General features: G+C 54.9%; 18 protein-coding genes. 12 read left to right on the top strand and 6 right to left on the bottom strand.

Going from position 1 to position 18,845, the window contains the following annotated elements; translation table 11 throughout:
- Nucleotides 1–11 precede the first annotated feature (11 nt).
- The 12 genes from X474_RS23370 to X474_RS23310 all read left to right on the top strand — a co-directional run bounded on the left by X474_RS23370 (nt 12) and on the right by X474_RS23310 (nt 12,339).
- Entirely contained in the window at nt 12–764 is a 753-nt protein-coding gene (locus X474_RS23370) for an amino acid ABC transporter ATP-binding protein (protein ID WP_044352399.1), read from the top strand.
- Between the two features lie 16 nt (nt 765–780).
- Nucleotides 781–1,614: a transporter substrate-binding domain-containing protein gene (locus tag X474_RS23365; protein ID WP_044352398.1), complete on the top strand. Its 834-nt coding sequence runs from the start codon at nt 781–783 to the stop codon at nt 1,612–1,614.
- Between the two features lie 162 nt (nt 1,615–1,776).
- Nucleotides 1,777–2,655 (top strand): amino acid ABC transporter permease, encoded by an 879-nt coding sequence (locus tag X474_RS23360; RefSeq protein ID WP_197282246.1) that lies wholly within the window; start codon nt 1,777–1,779, stop codon nt 2,653–2,655.
- 165 nt (nt 2,656–2,820) lie between these two features.
- Nucleotides 2,821–3,837, top strand: a complete 1,017-nt coding sequence (locus X474_RS23355; protein WP_044352395.1) for a LacI family DNA-binding transcriptional regulator — start codon at nt 2,821–2,823, stop codon at nt 3,835–3,837.
- Nucleotides 3,838–3,948: 111 nt separating this feature from the next.
- The gene (locus X474_RS23350; protein WP_044352394.1) at nt 3,949–4,809 is read left to right on the top strand and encodes a beta-keto acid cleavage family enzyme; all 861 of its coding nucleotides are present in this window, start codon (nt 3,949–3,951) and stop codon (nt 4,807–4,809) included.
- 30 nt (nt 4,810–4,839) lie between these two features.
- Nucleotides 4,840–5,805, top strand: a complete 966-nt coding sequence (locus X474_RS23345; protein WP_044352393.1) for a 3-hydroxyacyl-CoA dehydrogenase family protein — start codon at nt 4,840–4,842, stop codon at nt 5,803–5,805.
- A gap of 315 nt (nt 5,806–6,120) precedes the next feature.
- Nucleotides 6,121–7,092: a Bug family tripartite tricarboxylate transporter substrate binding protein gene (locus X474_RS23335; protein WP_044352390.1), complete on the top strand. Its 972-nt coding sequence runs from the start codon at nt 6,121–6,123 to the stop codon at nt 7,090–7,092.
- A gap of 61 nt (nt 7,093–7,153) precedes the next feature.
- Nucleotides 7,154–7,615, top strand: a complete 462-nt coding sequence (locus tag X474_RS23330) for a tripartite tricarboxylate transporter TctB family protein (RefSeq protein WP_052515563.1) — start codon at nt 7,154–7,156, stop codon at nt 7,613–7,615.
- 30 nt (nt 7,616–7,645) lie between these two features.
- Nucleotides 7,646–9,130 (top strand): tripartite tricarboxylate transporter permease, encoded by a 1,485-nt coding sequence (locus tag X474_RS23325; protein ID WP_044352389.1) that lies wholly within the window; start codon nt 7,646–7,648, stop codon nt 9,128–9,130.
- A gap of 19 nt (nt 9,131–9,149) precedes the next feature.
- On the top strand, nt 9,150–10,412 hold the full coding sequence (locus X474_RS23320) for a thiolase family protein (protein WP_044352387.1): 1,263 nt from the start codon (nt 9,150–9,152) through the stop codon (nt 10,410–10,412).
- Nucleotides 10,413–10,626: 214 nt separating this feature from the next.
- Complete coding sequence (locus X474_RS23315) at nt 10,627–11,199, top strand: TetR/AcrR family transcriptional regulator (protein WP_052515562.1); 573 nt, start codon at nt 10,627–10,629, stop codon at nt 11,197–11,199.
- A 99-nt stretch (nt 11,200–11,298) separates the two neighbouring features.
- A complete protein-coding gene (locus X474_RS23310) occupies nt 11,299–12,339 on the top strand; it encodes a methyltransferase (protein ID WP_082464600.1) in 1,041 nt (346 codons plus the stop codon).
- Between the two features lie 86 nt (nt 12,340–12,425).
- On the opposite strand, the gene X474_RS23305 is transcribed toward X474_RS23310, so the two are convergent.
- The 6 genes from X474_RS23305 to lpdA all read right to left on the bottom strand — a co-directional run bounded on the left by X474_RS23305 (nt 12,426) and on the right by lpdA (nt 18,842).
- Nucleotides 12,426–13,451, bottom strand: coding sequence for an ATP-NAD kinase family protein (locus tag X474_RS23305; RefSeq protein WP_044352524.1), 1,026 nt, complete (start codon nt 13,449–13,451; stop codon nt 12,426–12,428).
- A 70-nt stretch (nt 13,452–13,521) separates the two neighbouring features.
- Nucleotides 13,522–14,496 carry an alpha-ketoacid dehydrogenase subunit beta gene (locus X474_RS23300; RefSeq protein WP_044352384.1) on the bottom strand — a complete coding sequence of 325 codons (975 nt, stop codon included), beginning with the start codon at nt 14,494–14,496 and terminating at the stop codon, nt 13,522–13,524.
- A 58-nt stretch (nt 14,497–14,554) separates the two neighbouring features.
- Nucleotides 14,555–15,517 (bottom strand): thiamine pyrophosphate-dependent dehydrogenase E1 component subunit alpha, encoded by a 963-nt coding sequence (locus X474_RS23295; protein ID WP_044352383.1) that lies wholly within the window; start codon nt 15,515–15,517, stop codon nt 14,555–14,557.
- A 50-nt stretch (nt 15,518–15,567) separates the two neighbouring features.
- Nucleotides 15,568–15,930, bottom strand: a complete 363-nt coding sequence (locus X474_RS23290) for a Lin0512 family protein (protein ID WP_044352381.1) — start codon at nt 15,928–15,930, stop codon at nt 15,568–15,570.
- 1 nt (nt 15,931) lies between these two features.
- On the bottom strand, nt 15,932–17,467 hold the full coding sequence (gene lipA, locus X474_RS23285; RefSeq protein ID WP_044352379.1) for a lipoyl synthase: 1,536 nt from the start codon (nt 17,465–17,467) through the stop codon (nt 15,932–15,934).
- Between the two features lie 4 nt (nt 17,468–17,471).
- The gene (gene lpdA, locus X474_RS23280; RefSeq protein WP_044352378.1) at nt 17,472–18,842 is read right to left on the bottom strand and encodes a dihydrolipoyl dehydrogenase; all 1,371 of its coding nucleotides are present in this window, start codon (nt 18,840–18,842) and stop codon (nt 17,472–17,474) included.
- Nucleotides 18,843–18,845 lie beyond the last annotated feature (3 nt).

Here is an 18,845-nt window from a genome sequence, read left to right as displayed (position 1 = left end):
AGGAGAACCCTTTGTCATTAAAGCAGGATTCGGAATACATAATCCAAGCCAAGGATATCAAAAAGACCTATCCCAATGGAGTGGAGGCCCTACGAGGTTTTTCCCTGCTGGTGAAACCCAGCGAAGTTGTGGTGATCGTTGGGCCTTCGGGCTCGGGTAAATCCACCTTTCTGCGCTGTCTGAACGGGTTGGAGGAAATAGACCGGGGCAGCATCGTCATAGACAATATTCCCCTGGACCACAGCAAGCAAAACCGCATGGCCATACGCAGGGAAGTGGGCATGGTGTTTCAGTCATTCAACCTGTTTCCCCATATGACCGTGCGCGAAAACATAAACCTAGCCCAGATGCTGGTGCGCAAAAAAAACCGCAAACAAGCCGAGGAGACAACCAAGGACCTCCTGGGCAAGGTGGGCATGCTGGAGAAGATAGAGGCCAAGCCCGGCCAGTTGAGCGGCGGCCAACAGCAACGCGTGGCCATTGCCAGGGCACTGGCCATGAAGCCCAAAATCATGCTCTTTGACGAAGCCACCAGCGCCCTGGACCCGGAGATGATCGGGGAGGTGCTGGAGGTTATGAAGGCGCTGGCCAATGAGGGCATGACCATGGTGGTGGTGACCCATGAGATGGGTTTTGCCCGCGAGGCAGGGGATCACATCGTTTTCATGGAAGACGGCCTGATAGTTGAGCAGGCCGACAGCCGGGATTTTTTCAGTAATCCGCGGGAAGAGCGCACCAGGCTTTTCCTGAGTCAAATACTTTGATGGAGGCTTCAAGAAAATGCGCAAACACCGACTTTTTGCATGCATGATCATTGTATTCACCCTTGCCTTCTGCCTGGTCGGTCAGGCCATGGCACAGGAGCTAAGGCAAAAACTCACCCAGGAAAGCACCCTGGAACAGGTTTTGAAAAGAGGGGTTCTCAGGGTTGGGTTTTCCACTTTCATCCCCTGGGCCATGAAGGACAAAACCGGAAAATTCATCGGCTTTGAGATTGATGTTGCCCGTGAGCTGGCCAAGGACATGGGAGTGAAGGTCGAATTTGTACCGACCAAATGGTCCGGCATCATCCCGGCCCTTTTAACCGGCAAGTTTGATGTGATCATAGGCGGTATGGGAATTCTGCCTAACCGAAACCTGAAGGTGAACTTCACTACGCCCTATGACTATAGCGGCATGTCCATTGTGGCTAACAAGAAAAAGGCTGAAGGTTTCGATTCCCTGGATGCCTTTAATAAAGAAGGGGTCACCATAGCCGCCCGCCTCGGCACCACTGCGGCCCAGGCGGCCAAGAAGTTTTTCCCCAAGGCCGAGGTAAGGCTTTTTGACGACGAGTCCCAGGCCTTGCAGGAGCTTATGACCGGTCGGGCCCATGCGGTGGTCTCTTCCGCCCCGCTGCCCGCCTTCCACGCCCTCAAATATCCCAAGCGCCTGTTCTTGCCGATCAAAGGGACCTTTACCAAGGAACCTATCGGCTTTGCCCTGCGCAAAGGGGATATAGACACTTTGAACTTCTTTAACAACTGGATTCTGGTGAAGAAACACAAGGGCTGGCTTCAGGAACACAAAGATTACTGGTTCGGGACCAAAGACTGGGAAAAGCTGATTAAGTAAAACCAACCCGGCCCGCCTATGGAGGCGGGCCGGGCCCAAGATTTAGCAGACTCTATTTTTTGACCAAAAAACAGGATTAATCCGCAGACCGGAACCGGGTTTTACCCCGGCCGTGGCTTTTGTCCCCAAGGCGCGCCAAGCGGATCGATAAGGATAACTCTTTTGAAACTCCCCAAAACCTCATTTCTGGACCTGGCCATCCTGGCTTCCGTGGCCACAGGCCTGGCCTATCTGGCCCACAGGGTGGCGGTGGGCATGGGCTATGACTGGGACTGGGCGATTATCCCGCAATATTTCATACGCTTTGATGACGAAACTCAAAGTTATGTGCCTAACCTTCTATTGAACGGGCTTTTAACCACCATCAGGCTCAGTGTATGGTCCACCCTGCTTGCCACAATCCTGGGACTTGTTATGGGGCTCTCCCGTTTGAGCCGGGGGTTGTTTCATCGCCTGATGGGCTGGTCTTATGTGGAGAGCGTGCGCAACCTGCCGCCTTTGGTGCTGGTATTTATCATTTACTATTTTTTAAGTGAACAGCTCCTGCCCACTCTGCACATCTCAAACGCCATGGACGCTGCGCCCGGCTGGGTCAGGGAGATGGTGACAATTTTGTTTGCCAAGCCCCAGGCCCTGCCCGCCTTTTTATCGGCGGTTTTTACCCTGGCCCTTTATGAAGGAGCCTATATCACGGAGATAATCAGGGCGGGCATCCAGTCCGTGGAAAAAGGCCAATGGGAAGCCGCCTATGCCCTGGGGTTATCCTCCCGGCAGCGCATGCAGCATGTAATCCTGCCCCAGGCCATGCGCCGCATCCTGCCTCCCCTGGGCGGGCAGTTCATCTCAACCATAAAGGATTCGGCAATTGTCTCCATAATCTCCATCCAGGAACTCACCTTCCAAGGCATGGAGCTTATGAGCGCCACCTACCTCACCTTTGAAGTCTGGATTACAGTGTTTTTACTGTATCTAAGCCTGACCCTGACCTGCTCTCTGGCGGTCAACCGTCTGGAAAAACGCATGGCAGGCCCGGATCACTGATAAAAACTTGCTGCTCCCGATGCTTGCCAATCCCTGATTTGAAAACCGATTACCCCACCAAAACCAGATAAAAAATATTTCCCATCTCATCCATATTTCCGATTGACTTATCGCAAACGTTTGCAGTAGGATCAATCCACACTTATTCGAGGTTATATCTCAAATATGCCGACTATCAAGGAAATAGCCCTCAAGGCAGGGGTCTCCTACTCCACGGTCTCCAGGGCCCTTAATGATAAAAAGGGCGTCAAGCCGCAAGTGAGGGAAAAGATCCTGAAGCTGGCCAAGGAGATGAACTATTTCCCCCATTACCAGGCCAAGGCCCTGGTGCAAAAAAGAGTCGGGGTGATAGCCGTGGTCATTCCCCGCGCCAGCGAGTTTGCCTTTCAAAACCCGTTTTACTCGCATATTCTTTTGGGCCTCAGTCAGCAGGCCAACAAACACGATTACCGGCTCATGCTATCCATCAACGAAAAAAGCGGCTACGCCTCACTATACCAGCGCCGCATGGTTGACGGAGTGGTTGTGGTGGCCAACCGCACGGACGACAAAAATATAGACGAGCTGGTGGAGATGCAGGTGCCGACAGTGGTGGTTCCCGGATTCGGCGACCAAAAGGGGCCGGACGTGGCCTCGGTGAATTCCGAGAACCATCAAAGCGTCAAAAGGGCGGTAACCTACCTCATCAGCCTGGGGCACACCAAAATTGCCTTTATCCTTGGGCGCATGAATTCCGCCTATTCCACCGAACGCCTGGCCGCCTACAAGGCCGCCCTGGCCGAGCAGGGCATTGATTTTAAATCAAAATACATAAGGGAAAGCGATTTCAGCAAGACAGACGGTTTCAACCTCATGGGGAAGCTCCTGGACATGGAGGAGCCGCCCACAAGCGTTATTTGCATAAACGATTCCGTCACACCCGGAGCTTTGCACCAGATAAGGAGCCGGGGGCTTAAGATACCCCAGGACCTTTCGGTTGTGGCCATTGGCTGCTCTGATGTACTTGAACTTCACCAGCCCCCTTTGACCACGGTGCGGACAAGAGTGGTGGAGATTGGAAAGGCCGCGGCCAAAAGCCTTATCCAGATAATGGAAAAGGGCAGCCCCTTAGAGAAAAGAATCATCATCCCCTCGGACCTGATAATACGGGAATCCACCGGGGTGTACAAAGGCAGGATCTGACCCCGGCTAAATCCGACCAAGAGGGGTGTTTTTATTGATGATTTTTGCAAACGTTTGCAAAATTGGCCCGTTTTGCACTCAAAGACACCAGGATAAAGAAAGGCAGGTGGGATGTCTTATTCCATACCTTCGGACAGGGTAATAATCACAGTGGCCCAAACAGGGGCTATTACCAACAAGAAACTGAACCCGAATGTGCCGGAACAGCCCGCAGAAATAGCCGAATCCGCTTATGAGTGCTTTAACGAGGGCGCGGCGATCTGCCATATCCACGCCCGAGACCCCAAGGGGGAAAACACCTCCGACGAGGCGATATTCAAGGACATCCACCAAAAAATAAGGGAAAAGTGCGACCTGATCATCCAGGACAGCACCGGTGGAGGCCCCAACCTGACCCAGGAACAGAGAATAGAGTGCCTCAAGGCACAGCCGGAGATGGCCTCCCTGAATATGGGCAGCCTGATGCGCATAGGCGGCCCCTACAAGGGGGTGCCCTGGTCAAACATGCCTGAAGAGATCGACCTTTTTATCGGTGAGATGAACAAAAGGAACATCAAGCCCGAGATGGAGGTCTACAACCACGCCATGCTGGAAGAGGTGCAAAGGCTCATTGCCCAGGGAAAGGTGACTGAACCCTATTGTGTAAACCTGGTTCTGGGCATGCGCTATCAGGGCGCCGAAGCGGCCACTCCCCAAAACCTGGCATCTTTGGTGAACCGCTTGCCCAAAGGGGTCCTGTTCAACACAACCGGTGTGGGCAAGGACCAGACAAGCACCGCCACTATCGGCATGATTATGGGAGGTTCGGTCCGGGTTGGTCTGGAGGACAACATCTATTACGCCAAGGGCGAGCTTGCCAAGAACAACGCCCAACTGGTGGCCAGGATAGTGCGCATTGCCCGCGAGCTGGGAAAGGAACCGGCAACCCCCCGGGAAGCCAGGAGCATCCTGGGGTTAAAGCAGCTCGACTGACAGCGGACCGGCATTCGAGGAGCAGAAAAGATGGAGCTTGACGACATTAAAAAAATAACCGTTATAGGGTTGGGCACCATGGGGCCGGGACTGGTCCAGGCCTTTGCCCAGGCCGGATATGAGGTTACGGGTTTTGATCTTGACCCCAAGGCCGCGGATAAATCAATTGAGATCATAAAAACCAACTTAAAAACCCTCATAGAGCATCAACTTCTCACCTCAAAGCAGGCCGAAGACACCCTTAATGCTATAGGCCTCAGCCGGGAGATCGAACCGGCCCTTTCCGATGCGGATCTGGTGATGGAATGCGTAAGCGAAAACCGCGAAATAAAGGGCAAGGTCTTTGAGCAGGTCGCAGCCCGGGCCGGGAAAGAGGCCCTTATGTGGAGCAACACCTCCACCTTGGATATTTACGGCCTTCTGCCTCCCGCCTTGGAAAAACGAAGCCTTATAGCCCACTTTTTCGCGCCGCCTCACATCATTCCTCTCGTAGAGGTTGTAAAGGGGCCCAATACCCCTCAAGACCTGGTCGAGACAAGTCTCACGCTGCTGAAGAAACTCGACAAAATCCCCATTGTTATCCAAAGGTACTTGCCCGGTTTTATCATCAACCGCATTCTGCGCAACTTGGGGCGGGAGGCATTTTTCCTTTTGGATGAAGGCTATATCTCCATGGAAGACCTGGACCTGGCCGTCAAGGCAAGCATAGCGCCCAGGATGATGGTCCTGGGGCTGATTCAGCGCTACGACTTCACCGGCCTGGATTTAAGCGCCAGGAACCTTTTAGATAAAGATTTCTTTGACCCGCCGGTGGATAACCGGCCCAAAGCCCTGCACGAAAGAATTGAAAAAGGCCATCTGGGGGTGAAAACCGGACAGGGCTTTTTCGACTACCAGGGCAGGGACATAACGGAAATCAACCGCGACAGGGACGATTATCTGCTCAAGGTAATGAAGGGCGTCGGTTTCTGCCTTGAAAAAAAGAGACTGGTTTAAGGGCCGGGGCATAAAGCGCCCTGCTCACCAACTGTTCCCGGATATCCACGAATCCATTGGAAGCCGAAAACCGCATAAGAGCCCGGGCCTGTCCCAAGGTTTAAGTCTTTAAAGGTAAAGAGCCCAAACAGCCCGAAGGCAGCAACGCAACCGAGACTGCAAAAGCAAGGCGTCAAACCGGCCCTCCGGGCGGAAGGGAGTTTTGTTGATCCAGAAAAAAGGCATGATGCCCAGGGGATTAAGCCATTCACCCGGTTTAAGCGATCCGGTTAAAAAAACCGGCCCCAATCAAGCCCCCTGATCAAGGAGAAGACAATGAAAAGAAGAAGCATCATCGGCTTGATCCTGGCCGTGGCAGCAGCCGGCTTAATGCTGGCCGCCCCTGTTATGGCTGGAGACTATCCTTCTAAACCTGTCAACCTCTATATCCCCTATTCAGGCGGCGGTACAACCGACGTGACGGCCCGCTTGCTGGCCAACATGGCCCAGCAAAATTTCGCCACCCCATTGGTCTGCATCAACAAACCCGGCGGTGGTTCGGCGCTTATGCATGAACTCATCGCTCAAGCCAAACCGGACGGCTACACCTTGGGCGTTCTGGTCACCGCCGGGCTCACCCGCATTCCGCTTTTGCGCAAGGTCAAATATGACCCCATGAATGACTTCACCCCCATCATGCTTTATGCGCTTTACCAACACGGCCTTTGCGTGCCCGCGGACAGCCCCTGGAAAACCATGGAAGAATTCATTGCCTATGCCAAGGCCAACCCCGGCAAAGTCACCTACTCCACCGCAGGCACAGGCAGCGGCCAGCATCTGGTAATGGAGTATCTGGCGGCCAAGGAAGGGATCAAATGGACCCATATCCCCTATAAGGGCGGGGTCAAGGCCGTAACCGCCTGCCTGGGCGGACATGTAACCGCCACTTCCCAGGCCACGGAATGGAAACCTTACGTTCAGGCCGGAAAATTGCGCCTCTTGGCTGTCTACGGCATCAAGCGAATCCCCAGTTTCCCGGATACGCGCACCCTTAAAGAGTGCGGCTATGACTACGCCCTTATCAGCGGCATGGGAATCGTGGGTCCCAAAGACCTGCCCCAACCGGTTATCGACAAGGTTTCCGAGGCCTTTGGCAAGGCCTGCCAGGAAAAAGGCTTTAAAAAACTCCTGAAAAAAATGGAGCTTCTCTCCTACCAGCTGAACCAGAAAGAACTCAAGGAGTTCTTACAAAAAGACTATGAAGTGAAAAAGGACCTGGTCAAAAAAGTGGGTCTGGCCAAGAAATAATCCTCGAACCTGTAACTGGAGGGCTTACAAAGCCCTCCAGATCATAAAGGAAACCAGTGAGATGGCTTTCTTGAAAAGAGATGTTTTCGCAGGTCTCATACTGATGGCTTTTTCCCTTTTACTTTTCTTCGTACTCATACCCAATCAAGTTGAACCCGCCGCAGGCGGGCCGATAGCCCTTTCCCCCAGGCTTTTTTGCTATGTAACGGCTTTTCTCCTCCTTGCCCTTTCCATAAACCTGACTTCAAGCGCCCTTAGAAGCGCAGAAGAAGCTGAAGAACAAACCGGGAATTCCCTGGTAAGGGCTGCAATAGCGGTTGTTGTTTCATCGGTTTATGTGGCGGGCATAAGTTTCCTGGGCTATTTCGCCAGCACGGCGCTGGCGTTATTGTTTTTCCTGTTTTTCTTCGGCGCCAAGGAAATAAAGACGGTGTTTTTGTTTCTGCTGGTGATCCTGCCTTTTATCTACCTCCTATTTGTCAAGGGCCTCAAGGTGATTCTGCCTGAAGGCCTTTTCATCTGATGCCGTGAAGGGCCAGGAAAGGACCCACCTATGGAAACTTTAAGCCAAGCATTCAATCTGTTTTTTCAACTTCCGGTCATAGGGTCCACTTTCTTCGGTGTGCTGATGGGGGTCATATTGGGTTCCATACCGGGGCTCACTGCGACCATGGCCATTGCCCTCATCGTGCCCATGACCTTTACCATGTCGCCCATTGCCTCCATAGGCATGCTGGTCGGCGCTTACAAGGGCGGTTGCTTCGGAGGCTCTATCCCGGCCATTATCCTCAACACGCCCGGCACCCCGGCCGCGGCGGCCACAGTGCTGGACGGCCACGAAATGGCAAAAAAAGGTCAGTCCATAAAAGCACTTAAAGTAGCTATCTTTTCCTCGGTCCTGGCCGATGGATTCAGCGATATCGTACTGATTATGGTGGCTCCTCCGCTTGCCCTTATCGCCCTTAAGATGGGGCCTCCGGAGATGACGGGCCTTATTATTTTCTCGCTTTTGATCATCACCGCAGTGGCGGGAAAATCCCTCACCAAGGGGTTGATAGCAGGTGTGATCGGGCTTTTGGTCGGCACAGTGGGACTGGACCCCATCATGGCCTCGCGCCGGTTTGGTTTTGACTTAAGCCAATTGGACGAAGGCATATCTCTGATGCCGATGCTGATAGGCCTTTTTGCCCTATCTGAATTTTTCATGAACGCCCAGTCCGGAATAACCCAAAAAAACCAGACTATTTTCAAGAACTCCGACCGCCCCGAAGACCAGAACGTAAGCAAAAAAGAATTTAAATCATGCCTGAAAATCGTGGGCATGGCATCGGGCATTGGGACGGTGCTGGGTGCCATTCCCGGGATCGGCCCTTCCATAGCCGCCTTTGCCAGTTACGCCCAGGCCAAAAAAATGTCCAAGACTCCCGAAAAATTCGGCAAAGGCGCCGTAGAGGGAGTGGCGGCGGCTGAAGCGGGCAATAACTCCGTGGCCGGAGCCAACCTGATTCCCCTTTTGACTCTGGGGATTCCCGGAGACGTGGGTGCGGCCCTTCTTTTGGGCGCGTTCATGATCCAGGGGCTGCATCCCGGACCTTTACTGTTCAAAGAAAACTTGGACATCATCTACGGCATATTCATGGCCCTGCTTTTGGCCAATGTATTCAACTACTTCATCGCCCGTTTCTATATCCGCATAGCCAGCAAGGTGGCCCTGGTTCCCAAGCATTTCATTTTCCCGGGGATACTGGCCTTTTGCCTGGTCGGCGCTTATGGCTTCAATCAAAGCATTTTCGATGTGTGGATGACCCTGGTCTTTGGAGTGCTGGGCTATATCCTGCGTAAAAACGGCTTTCCAGTGGCCCCTTTGCTGATTGCCTTTATTCTGGAGCCCATCCTGGAAAGTTCCCTGCGCCAGAGCCTTTTGATGTCCCATGGTTCACCGATGATCTTTTTCACCCATCCCATCTCAGCGACTTTCTTGGCTCTTTCTGTGGTGGGGGTTGTTCTCACCGTCAAAGGGAAACTTAACCAGCACTGAGAAGGGGGAGGAAACCTGAATGAAAAAAATAGCCATTACAGCCGGAGTCAGGACTCCTATTGGAAAATACCTCGGCGCGCTCCGCGAAGTGCCTGCCCATGAGCTGGGGGCTTTGGTTTTAAATCAGGTGGTGGAAAGGGCCCAGGTGAAACCGGCCCAGGTCGACGATGTGGTGATGGGACAGTCCTATCAAAACGGTGAAAGTGTAAACATCGCGCGGATGTCGCTCCTGGCCGCGGGCTGGCCCGTGGAAATCCCAGGTGTCACCCTGGATCGCCGCTGCTTATCAGGCCTGGACGCAGTCTGCTTTGGGGCCATGAAAATCATGAGTGACTGCGCCGAGATTGTGGCGGCCGGAGGCGTGGAAAGCATGAGCCGGGCCGAATTCTATATTCCGGGCGAATTTATCAAATGGGGGGCGGGCGGTAAAAAAGATCCCAAATGGGGGTTCATGCCCAGGGGGCACGGCGCTTTGGGCATGTGGGGCCTGCCCTTATTCGACCGGATTCAAAGGGCCAGGGTCATGTCCCAGCCGGTTGAGCGTTTCGGCGAACTGAACTCCATGATGACCTGGGCCGAAGCCGCGGCCAGGGAAGAAAACATCACCCGTGAGCAGGCCGACAACTGGGCCATGCTGAGCCAGCAAAAAGCCCTGAAGGCCATTGAGCAAGGAAAATTCAAGGAAGAAACCGTGCGTGTTCCCTTGCCGCCGGGCAAAAACACCCCGGATACCCTGAATGATGACGAGCCCCCCAGAAAAGGGGTGACCACCGAAAAGCTGGCCAAACTGGCGACGGTTTACCCGGACGGCATCTGCACTGCGGGCAACTCCTCCACGGAAAACGACGGGGCCGCGGCCCTGCTCTTGATGCCCGTAGAAAAAGTGTCGGAGTGCGGAGTTGAGCCCCTGGGAGAGATCGTGTCTTTTGCCGTGGCGGCGGCCGACCCCAGGCTCACCTACCCGGCCGTGCCCGCCTCGGTGGAAAAGGCCCTGGCCAAGGCGGGGCTCGGTATAAAAGATATTGACTTGATTGAGATTCAGGAGGCCTTTTCCGCCCAGGTTCTGGCAGACACCAAGCTTATGGGGCTTAGCGAAGAAGAGATGCAGGAAAAAGTCAATGTCAATGGCTCCGGCATATCCCTGGGGCACCCCATAGCAGCCACCGGAGCCATGCGCCTGGTGACGCTGCTCTATGAGATGAAAAGAAGAAACGCTTCCCACGGCCTGGTCACCATCTGCGGAGGAGGCGGACAGGGGATCGCCATGGTGGTGAAAAGATAACGCTTTAAAAATATAACGCCATTCTGTTCAGTTCAGGTGCATCCGGCTTGATAGCCGGATGCACCTCCCACATCACACCTGGTTTTCCTTCAATCTTTTATAAAAACAATCACTAAACCGCTTGGATACTGAATAGACCTTTTCTAATTAACTTGACCAGGCGACTTGAAAAGTATATTTAATTATTGACTGACTACTCAATCAAGGATCGCAAGTGAAACCACCAAACAATAAAAAGGAAGCCATTTTAGAAGCGGCCTTGGTCCTTTTCAGTAAAAACGGCTATCAGGGCACCTCCACAGCCAGCATCTCGTCCATGGCCAAGGTGGCAACAGGTACGCTTTTCCATTACTTCGACAACAAGGAAAACCTGGTTAACGAGCTGTTCCTCGCAATAAAAATGGATTTCAAAACAGCCATGACCCAGGGGATAAAAGAACAAAAAACCACCAAAGACGCCATTCGATGTATGTGGGAAAACGCCCTGTCCTGGAGCGTCAAAAACCCCGAAAAGGTCTCATTTGTGGTCCAGATGAAGGCTTCACCCCATGGCCGGAGCCTGCCCATGGATCATCCGGTTGAAAACGAACATCTACTCTGGGAGGTCTATGAGGAAGGGGTGGCCAACAAGACCCTCAAGCAAGCTCCCACCGAACTTTTACGCGCCCTGTGGGGCGGTTTGCTCTGGAGCACCATGGACTATTTCAGGACCAGGCCGGAGAACTTAGCAGACGCCAGGCAAAAAGATCTGGCCTTTTCCATGTATTGGGACCTGATCAAACTTTAGTAACCGGCTTGGGGTTGCCTCACGGTTTTCAGGCCCTTTTTCAAATTCTCACAATTGACTGACTGCTCAATCTAAACTTTTAAATTTTACGAGGTTAACATGCCAATTCCCCTACCCAAACCTGAATGCGCCAAAGATAGTCTGTACCATATGCAAAATGGGGAGATGATCTGGGAAATCCTGGAGACGAGCCTTAAGCTGAAGCTCTTTGACCACACCCAACTCTCTGTTTCCCCTGAAAACCTGGCCTCTGCACTCAAGGCCCACCCCAAGAACCTGGGTTTTTTTATGGATGCCCTGGCTTCTCTGGATTTTTTAGAAAAAAAAGACGGCCAATATCTTAACTCCCCCCTGGCCCGTTCTTTTCTGGTCAGCACCAGCCCCACTTATCAGGGGAATGTGCTTTTGACCATGCATGCCAAGCAAAAACAGCTGCTAAACGGTGGACTGCGTAAGCTGGTGCTTGAAGGTCCCCAAAAAGTCAGGCAAGATCCAGAAAAACGGGCCGATCCCCAAAAATGGGGCAACATGGCCCGCCTGCTGGCTCAGATTCAGGCTTCCGGCCAGGCCCAGACTGTGGTCGAGTTTGTAAAGACCCTGCCCGAGGCCGAAAAATTGAACAAAATGCTGGACGTGGGAGCCGGACCAGGTCTTTTGGGCATTGCCCTGGCCCAGGCCCTTCCCGGCCTTGAATGCTTGCTCTTTGACCAAGCTCCGGTGGTTCCTTTTGCCGAAAAATCCATAAGCCAATACCAGATGCAGGACCGGGTGCAGACCATGGCAGGCGATTATTCCCAAGACCCCATAGGTGAAGGATATGACCTGATCCTGGCCAGCTTGACCCTGGAATTTTTTAAAGACCGCCTGGCCGAGGTATTGACCAGATTTAAAACCGCCCTGAACAGCCAGGGTCTTATGCTGATAATTACAGGCACCCTCACCCAGGAGAAGACCAAACCAACCGAACAGCTCCTCTCCTGGCTGCCGGGTGTGCTGAACAATGAACAAATGATGTTTGAACCCGGCCAGATCGAGCAGACCTTGCAACAGGTCGGCTTTGTCTCTCTTGAGACCAGGCCCCTGCCGGGTTTTATCAGCCCCCACGGCCCTCTCACCGCCTTTGTGGGCAGAAAACCGTAATAGACCTTTGATTTAACCGGGTGTGGCCATTTTTCCAGATCAAGACCACCATAATAAGGCTGCACCCGGATTAAGCACCCTCCGGCTCACCCCAAAACAGGCTGGCTTTGCCCCGTATCCGCCAAATTTTCTATCCCCCCAAAAAGCCTTGCCTCCTGGGCCGCCTTCATGGTTTTGGTCACCTCGATCACCCAGGGGCCGTCTGGAGAGACCCGGACCGAGGCCTGTTTTCCGGCCGGAATCTCAAGTTCGCGTTCTCCGTCCAAAGCCATTACGCAAGGGGTTTCCTCAACCTGAACCTGGTCGGCCGGACCAAAAAACTCCATGGCCTCCACAAAAAGGTCCGTCATTATACCCGGGGCCACCGGGGCCAGAAGGTGTTTTCCCTTGGGGCCGAGCCTGATATGCATGCCCCTTTTTTCATCCGGGTCCAGGTTCTCCAAAAGGCCGCCTATGGAGGAAAGGCCTATACTGTCCGGCTGGGCCCGATTTAAAAAAACCTGGCTTATGGTTTTCATATCCCAAATCGCCCGGGAGCCCACAAAACGCTCATTACAGACCACTGCGTCCACCAGGGCGATATCCGCCAACTCGCCGTTTACCAGGACCTCTAGCAGGGTTGAGTGGTATGCCGCCTGGTTAAGCGAAACCTTGCCGGTGGCCACCAGACCTGCGGCCAATCCGGCGATGGTGCCTTCGACCATGGCGGGGAATACATTGTTGGTGCCTGTGGAGATGGGCAAAATCGGTATATTGCGCGCACCCTTGACCACCGCCCGGTTGGTTCCGTCCCCGCCCAGGGTTATGATGCAGGCCGCCTTGCGCTGAGCCATTATCTCAGCCGCCTTGACCGTATCATCCTGGTTTCCGTAGGGCTTGAAATTGGCGGGAAACACCTTCATATCCAGGTTCAGTTCCCTTAAAGCGCGGGGCAGAATGCCATAGTAATCCGGCATAAAACAGACCTGATCCACTCCTGTGGCAGCCAACCCGGTAAAAAGCCTTCGTACAATGCGCACCTTTTCCTGGTTGTCAAACACACTGCCGTGGGCAACCAAACGGCGGATGTCTTTTCCCGAGGCGGGATTGGCGATGATACCTATCAGCGGCATTTTTCCCCCAAGGTCGGCCCGCGGCAGGATATTAAAACCGCCCGCCGCAGGCCGGTTATGCAAATTCACATCAGGCGGTAACCGATTTAACCGCCTCTATTATCTTGGCAACGCTCGGCACATAGGCGTCTTCCAGCGGTTTGGCAAAAGGCACCGGGCAGAAAGGCGCGGCCACCCTGGTTATGGGGGCGTCGAGATAATCAAAGGCCTTTTCCGCCATTATGGCTGCCATTTCCGCGCTGGAGCCCGCGAACTTCACGTCTTCGGTCACAATCACCAGGCGATGGGTCTTTTTAACCGACTCAAGCACGGTTTCCTCGTCAAAGGGGCTCAAGGTGCGAGGGTCGACCACCTCTGCGCTCACCCCGTCTGCGGCCAGCTTATCCGCAGCCTCCAGGGCGAAATGCACCATGCGGGCCGTGGCCAGGATCGTCACATCCGTGCCCTCTTTTTTCACGTCGGCCTTGCCGATGGGAAGCAGGTATTCGCCCTCGGGCACCTCTCCCTCAACCCCGTAGAGCATCTTGTGCTCTAAAAACACCACCGGGTTGTCATCGCGAATGGAAGCCATCAAAAGCCCCTTGGCGTCGGCCGGGGTGCTGGGCATCACCACCTTGAGGCCTGGTACATGCATGAACCAGGATTCCAGGCACTGGGAATGCTGGGCCGCGGCGCCGATGCCCGCGCCGCAGGCCGCCCTAAGCACCATGGGGATGCGGGCCTTGCCGCCGAACATGTATTTCATCTTGGCGGCCTGATTGTAAAGTTGATCCATGCAGACTCCGATAAAGTCCACAAACATGATCTCAGCCACCGGGCGCATGCCCGCGGCGGCGGCTCCCACCGCTGTGCCGATGATGGCGCTTTCTGTAATGGGGGTGTCCCGCACCCTTTTATCCCCGAACTTGGCCAGCAGCCCCTGGGTGACTCCAAAGCAGCCTCCGAATACGCCTACATCCTCGCCCGCGATATATACTTTTGAATCCCGCTCCATCTCCAGGCGGAGCGCGTCATTGATCGCCTGTCCGAAATTCATGGTAGTCATGAATCTTGCTCCTTTTCATCAAAGAATCACAATTTGCGTGAACCAACCGTTTCCCGGACTAGACGGTGTAGACGTCTTCCAGAAGATCGGCCGGATCAGCCATGGGGCTGGACTCGGCAAAGGAGATCGCCTTTTCGAGCTCCTCTTTCACCTTGGCCTTGATTCCTTCCACTTCATCGGCGCTCAAGACCTTGTTATCGATCAGTTTTGCCTCCATGCGGGGCAACGGGTCCTTGGCCTTCCATTCCTGTAGCTCATCATCGGTGCGATAGGTGCAAGGGTCGCCCTCAAAGTGTCCGTGATGGCGATAGGTCTTGCATTCAATCCAGGAGGGGCCGTCGCCCTTTCTCGCCCGGGCAATGGCTTCCGTGGCTGCTTCGTAAACCGCGACCACATCGTTTCCATCCACCACCACGCCGGGGATGTCATAAGAAGCGGCGCGGTCGGCCAGGTCGGCCACGCAGGTGGATTTATCCGTGCAGCAGGAGATGCCGTAGAGGTTGTTTTCATTTACAAACACCACCGGCAGTTTCCAGCAGGCGGCCAGGTTCATGGCCTCATGGGTGGTGCCCTGGTTGGAAGCTCCGTCGCCAAAGAAGCAGACAGACACGGCCTGTTTTTGATCATGCTCGCAGGCGATCGCCGCTCCGGTGGCCAGTGGCGGGCCGCCGCCCACAATACCGTTGGCGCCAAGGATGCCCAGCTCCACATCGGCGATGTGCATGGAGCCGCCCTTGCCCTTGCAATAACCGGTGCTGCGCCCGAAGAGCTCGGCCATCATGAGCTGCAAGTCGCCGCCCTTGGCGATCAGGTGACCATGGCCCCTGTGGGTGCTGGTGATGTAGTCGTCTTTATTGAGGCAGGCGCAGACCCCGCTGGCCACTGCCTCCTCCCCGATATAGAGGTGCACAAAACCCGGTATTTTTCCGGCGGCAAAGAGCTCCGACACATTCTCCTCGAACATGCGGATCTTCACCATGGTGGTGTAAATCTCAACCATCTGTTCGTTGCTAAGGCTCATGACGTTAAACCTCCTTTTAATGCCCTGGGATCAAAGCACGATTACTTTTCCTATACGTCGAGCCATACGGTCACAGCCGCGTTGGCCATGAACACCTGGCTGCAGTCCGGTCCGAACTGGGGCACGCAGAGCCCATCGGTGGCCAGGCCGCCGAGCACGGCGCGGGCGCTCTTCTGGCCAATGGGAATCTCCTGTTTAACCATCTCCAGGTCCACGCTTTCGGGATTTGGGCAGGCCACTAAAATCTCAACCTCGGGTTCCGAGAGATCCTCTACGTTGTGGATCTCCAAAAGCCCGCAAAGGCAGGAGCGGCTCACTGCGTCTTTCACCGCCCGGCAGGCCGCTTGGGTGGCGTCCTCCCCATGCAGGTCAATGCCCATGCCAAACTCCAATACAAATCTCTTTTTGGCCATTTCACGCCTCCCTGGCCTGTTGGTCCGCGTAAAACAATTCTTCCGCCCGGTAGGAGCTGCGCACCAAAGGCCCTGCGGCCACCTGCCTTAAGCCCATGCTCAAGGCCAGATTTTTCAATCGGGCGAATTCCTCCGGGGACACATACCTTACAAGTGGTGCGTGATCTGCTGAAGGCGGCAGATACTGGCCCAGGGTAAGGGAGACGCATCCGGCCCGAACCAAATCCTTAAAGACCTGTTTCAGTTCCTTAAGCTCCTCGCCCAGACCCAGCATGAGGCCCGACTTAACCAAAAGTCCGGCTGCGGCCGCAGCTCCAAGCACCTCAAGGGAACGCCTGTAAACCGCCTGGGGCCTCACCGCCCGGTAAAGCCTGGGAACAGTCTCCAGGTTGTGGTTGAATACATTGGGCCCAGCCTGAAACACCGTGGCAAGGGCGCTTTGCTTACCTTGGAAGTCCGGAGTAAGCACCTCCACCTTTGCGGCGGGGCATTTTTCCCTGACCTGATAAATACATTCGGCAAATTGCCTGGAGCCGCCGTCAGGCAGGTCATCCCTGGTAACGGATGTGATGACCACGTAATCCAGGTTCAGATTTTGGGCCGCCACAGCCAGACGTTTGGGCTCCTGCGGGTCCGGCGGTCCCAGAGGGCCTTTCTCCACAGCGCAGAAACGGCAGTTTCTGGTGCAGCGGTCTCCCAAAATCATGAAAGTCGCGGTGCCCCGGTTAAAGCACTCCCCCAAATTGGGGCAATGGGCGCTTTGGCAGACCGTGGCCAGGGCCTGGTCCTTTAAAAGGTTTTCCATTCTTGTTATGGGTTCAACAGGCGGGGCGGGACGCACCAACCACTTGGGATGGCCTGGCTTCACCGGCTTGACAAAATTGACCTCGGTATAGTCAAACGCCTTGGCAAAGGCCCAGGCGAAATCCTTTTTCACCTGCTCCATATCCGGCTTTCGACCAAGTTCCTTTTCCAGGCTGGTCACCGGCTGGCCGGGCAGGCCGCAGGGCACGATCAGGTTAAAGCCGTTTAAATCCGGGCAAACATTCAAGGCAAGCCCATGATAAGTGACCCATTTCTTCACCGCGATCCCCACCGAAGCCGCCTTGGCCCCATTCACCCACAAACCGGGCTGATCCGGGTTGCGTTCGGGTTTGAGGCCCAGGCTCCTTATCACCTCCGAGCAGGCCTTAAGCAGATTTTTCAAAAACCTGTGCAGATCATGGTCAGCAACCCTGACCACCGGATAGGCCACCATCTGCCCCGGCATATGGCTGGTTGCCTTGCCGCCCCGGTCTGTCTCGAAAAGGCCAAAGCCGTTAGCGCAAAGATCCTCCTTGCCAAGGAGCAGATCACCCCCCCCACCCCCTCTTCCCAAGGTGATCACCGGCGGATGTTCCACCAGGATCAGGCTGTCCGGCGCTCTGTCCTCTTGCCTGGCCTTCACCAGTTCAAGCTGACGTTTCAAGGCCTCTTGGTAGTCCAGGCGTCCCCAATCCAGGACCTGAAGAACCCGTTTTTGTTGTTTTGTTTGCATAGGCCTACCCTCTGGGCAGGTACAAGGCCCAACCGCCCACGTCCCTGGCTGCATCGACCACGGTCTCGGAAAAAGTTGGGTGGGGCCTCAATCCCCTGGCCAGTTCATTGGCCGTGCATTCAAGCTGCATGGCCAAAACCCCTTCACCGATATTCTCCGTGGCGCCTGCGCCCACGATATGCATGCCCAGGATCTCGCCGTATTTGGAGTCGGCCACAATGCGCACACTGCCTGCCATCTGATTCAGGGACATGGCCAGGCCGTTTATGCTGTAGGGGAACTCCCCGATTTCCACATCATAGCCCTGGTCCTCGGCCTGATCTTCACTGAGCCCCACGGCGGCCACCTGGGGTATGGTCCACAAGACCCTTGGCACCAGCCGCGGATTGAATTTGGTTTTGCGCCCCATGGCGTTTTCCGCCGCCGGAATGGCCATGAAAGAAGAGGCATGGCTCAACATGGTTCCGCCGGTGAGATCGCCGATGGCGTAAACCCCCTGCAATGAGGTTTGCAGGTATTCATCGACCAGCACTTCTTTACCTGGCCCCAGGTCAACGCCCACCTCTTCCAGACCCTGACTGTTGGGCCTGCGAAAGGCCGACAAAACCCTTTGCACCTCAACGCGGACCTCTTCCTTGGGGCCTTTCAGACAGGCAACGCAACCGTCTTTATTGGATTCAAGGGATTCCAGGGTGTGCCTGGGCAGGAAATCCACTCCTTGATCCCGCAGGCCCTGGGTGAGCCGCTGACTGGTGTCCGCCTCTTCGTTCGGCAAAATGCGTCCCTGTTCAGCAGCCACGGTAACCTTGCAGCCAAAGCCGTTCAGCAGGCAGGCCAGCTCAGCCTCTATGGGGCCGACCTGCCCAAAGATCAAAACAGATTCCGGCACCTCATCCATATCCATAACCTGGTCACTGGTAATGACCACATCCTCCAAGCCGGGCAGATCAGGAATATCCAGGGAGCTGCCCATGGCCAGAATCACGGCCTTGGCCTTAACCTCCCGGCCATCCACCTCTGCCTGGCCCGCGCCGATGAATTTGGCCCGGCCTTGCATAAACTCCACCTGGTTGTTCGATAAAAGCCCGGCCATGCCCATGGCTATGTCGTTTCCCACCCCGTCCTTACGCGCCTTTACAGCAGCCAGGTCCGGCCGGGGCGGCTCAAGGTCGAGCCCAAAGGCCTTGGCCTCTTTTATCTGCTTCATGAGCCCGGCTGTATGCAACCACACTTTGGAAGGGATGCAACCCTTGTGCACACAAGTGCCGCCGAGCCTGTCCTGCTCAATCAAAGCCACCTTGCCGCCCAATTGGGAGGCCCTTATGGCCGCGGCATATCCGCCGGGGCCGCCGCCGATCACCATAACGTCAAACATGGA

This window comes from Dethiosulfatarculus sandiegensis (assembly GCF_000931935.2).
Classification (GTDB): domain Bacteria; phylum Desulfobacterota; class Desulfarculia; order Desulfarculales; family Desulfarculaceae; genus Dethiosulfatarculus; species Dethiosulfatarculus sandiegensis.
This window is presented reverse-complemented; position numbering and strand designations above follow the sequence as displayed.

Bases quoted from the DNA above. Each gene is read 5' to 3' on its own strand.
- X474_RS23305 (WP_044352524.1), bottom strand. From the start codon at position 13,451: ATGCCGCTGATAGGTATCATCGCCAATCCCGCCTCGGGAAAAGACATC.
- X474_RS23365 (WP_044352398.1), top strand. From the start codon at position 781: ATGCGCAAACACCGACTTTTTGCATGCATGATCATTGTATTCACCCTT.
- X474_RS23325 (WP_044352389.1), top strand. From the start codon at position 7,646: ATGGAAACTTTAAGCCAAGCATTCAATCTGTTTTTTCAACTTCCGGTC.
- X474_RS23330 (WP_052515563.1), top strand. From the start codon at position 7,154: ATGGCTTTCTTGAAAAGAGATGTTTTCGCAGGTCTCATACTGATGGCT.
- X474_RS23335 (WP_044352390.1), top strand. From the start codon at position 6,121: ATGAAAAGAAGAAGCATCATCGGCTTGATCCTGGCCGTGGCAGCAGCC.
- X474_RS23355 (WP_044352395.1), top strand. From the start codon at position 2,821: ATGCCGACTATCAAGGAAATAGCCCTCAAGGCAGGGGTCTCCTACTCC.
- X474_RS23345 (WP_044352393.1), top strand. From the start codon at position 4,840: ATGGAGCTTGACGACATTAAAAAAATAACCGTTATAGGGTTGGGCACC.
- X474_RS23310 (WP_082464600.1), top strand. From the start codon at position 11,299: ATGCCAATTCCCCTACCCAAACCTGAATGCGCCAAAGATAGTCTGTAC.
- X474_RS23350 (WP_044352394.1), top strand. From the start codon at position 3,949: ATGTCTTATTCCATACCTTCGGACAGGGTAATAATCACAGTGGCCCAA.
- X474_RS23320 (WP_044352387.1), top strand. From the start codon at position 9,150: ATGAAAAAAATAGCCATTACAGCCGGAGTCAGGACTCCTATTGGAAAA.
- X474_RS23290 (WP_044352381.1), bottom strand. From the start codon at position 15,930: ATGGCCAAAAAGAGATTTGTATTGGAGTTTGGCATGGGCATTGACCTG.
- lipA (WP_044352379.1), bottom strand. From the start codon at position 17,467: ATGCAAACAAAACAACAAAAACGGGTTCTTCAGGTCCTGGATTGGGGA.
- lpdA (WP_044352378.1), bottom strand. From the start codon at position 18,842: ATGTTTGACGTTATGGTGATCGGCGGCGGCCCCGGCGGATATGCCGCG.
- X474_RS23295 (WP_044352383.1), bottom strand. From the start codon at position 15,517: ATGAGCCTTAGCAACGAACAGATGGTTGAGATTTACACCACCATGGTG.
- X474_RS23300 (WP_044352384.1), bottom strand. From the start codon at position 14,496: ATGACTACCATGAATTTCGGACAGGCGATCAATGACGCGCTCCGCCTG.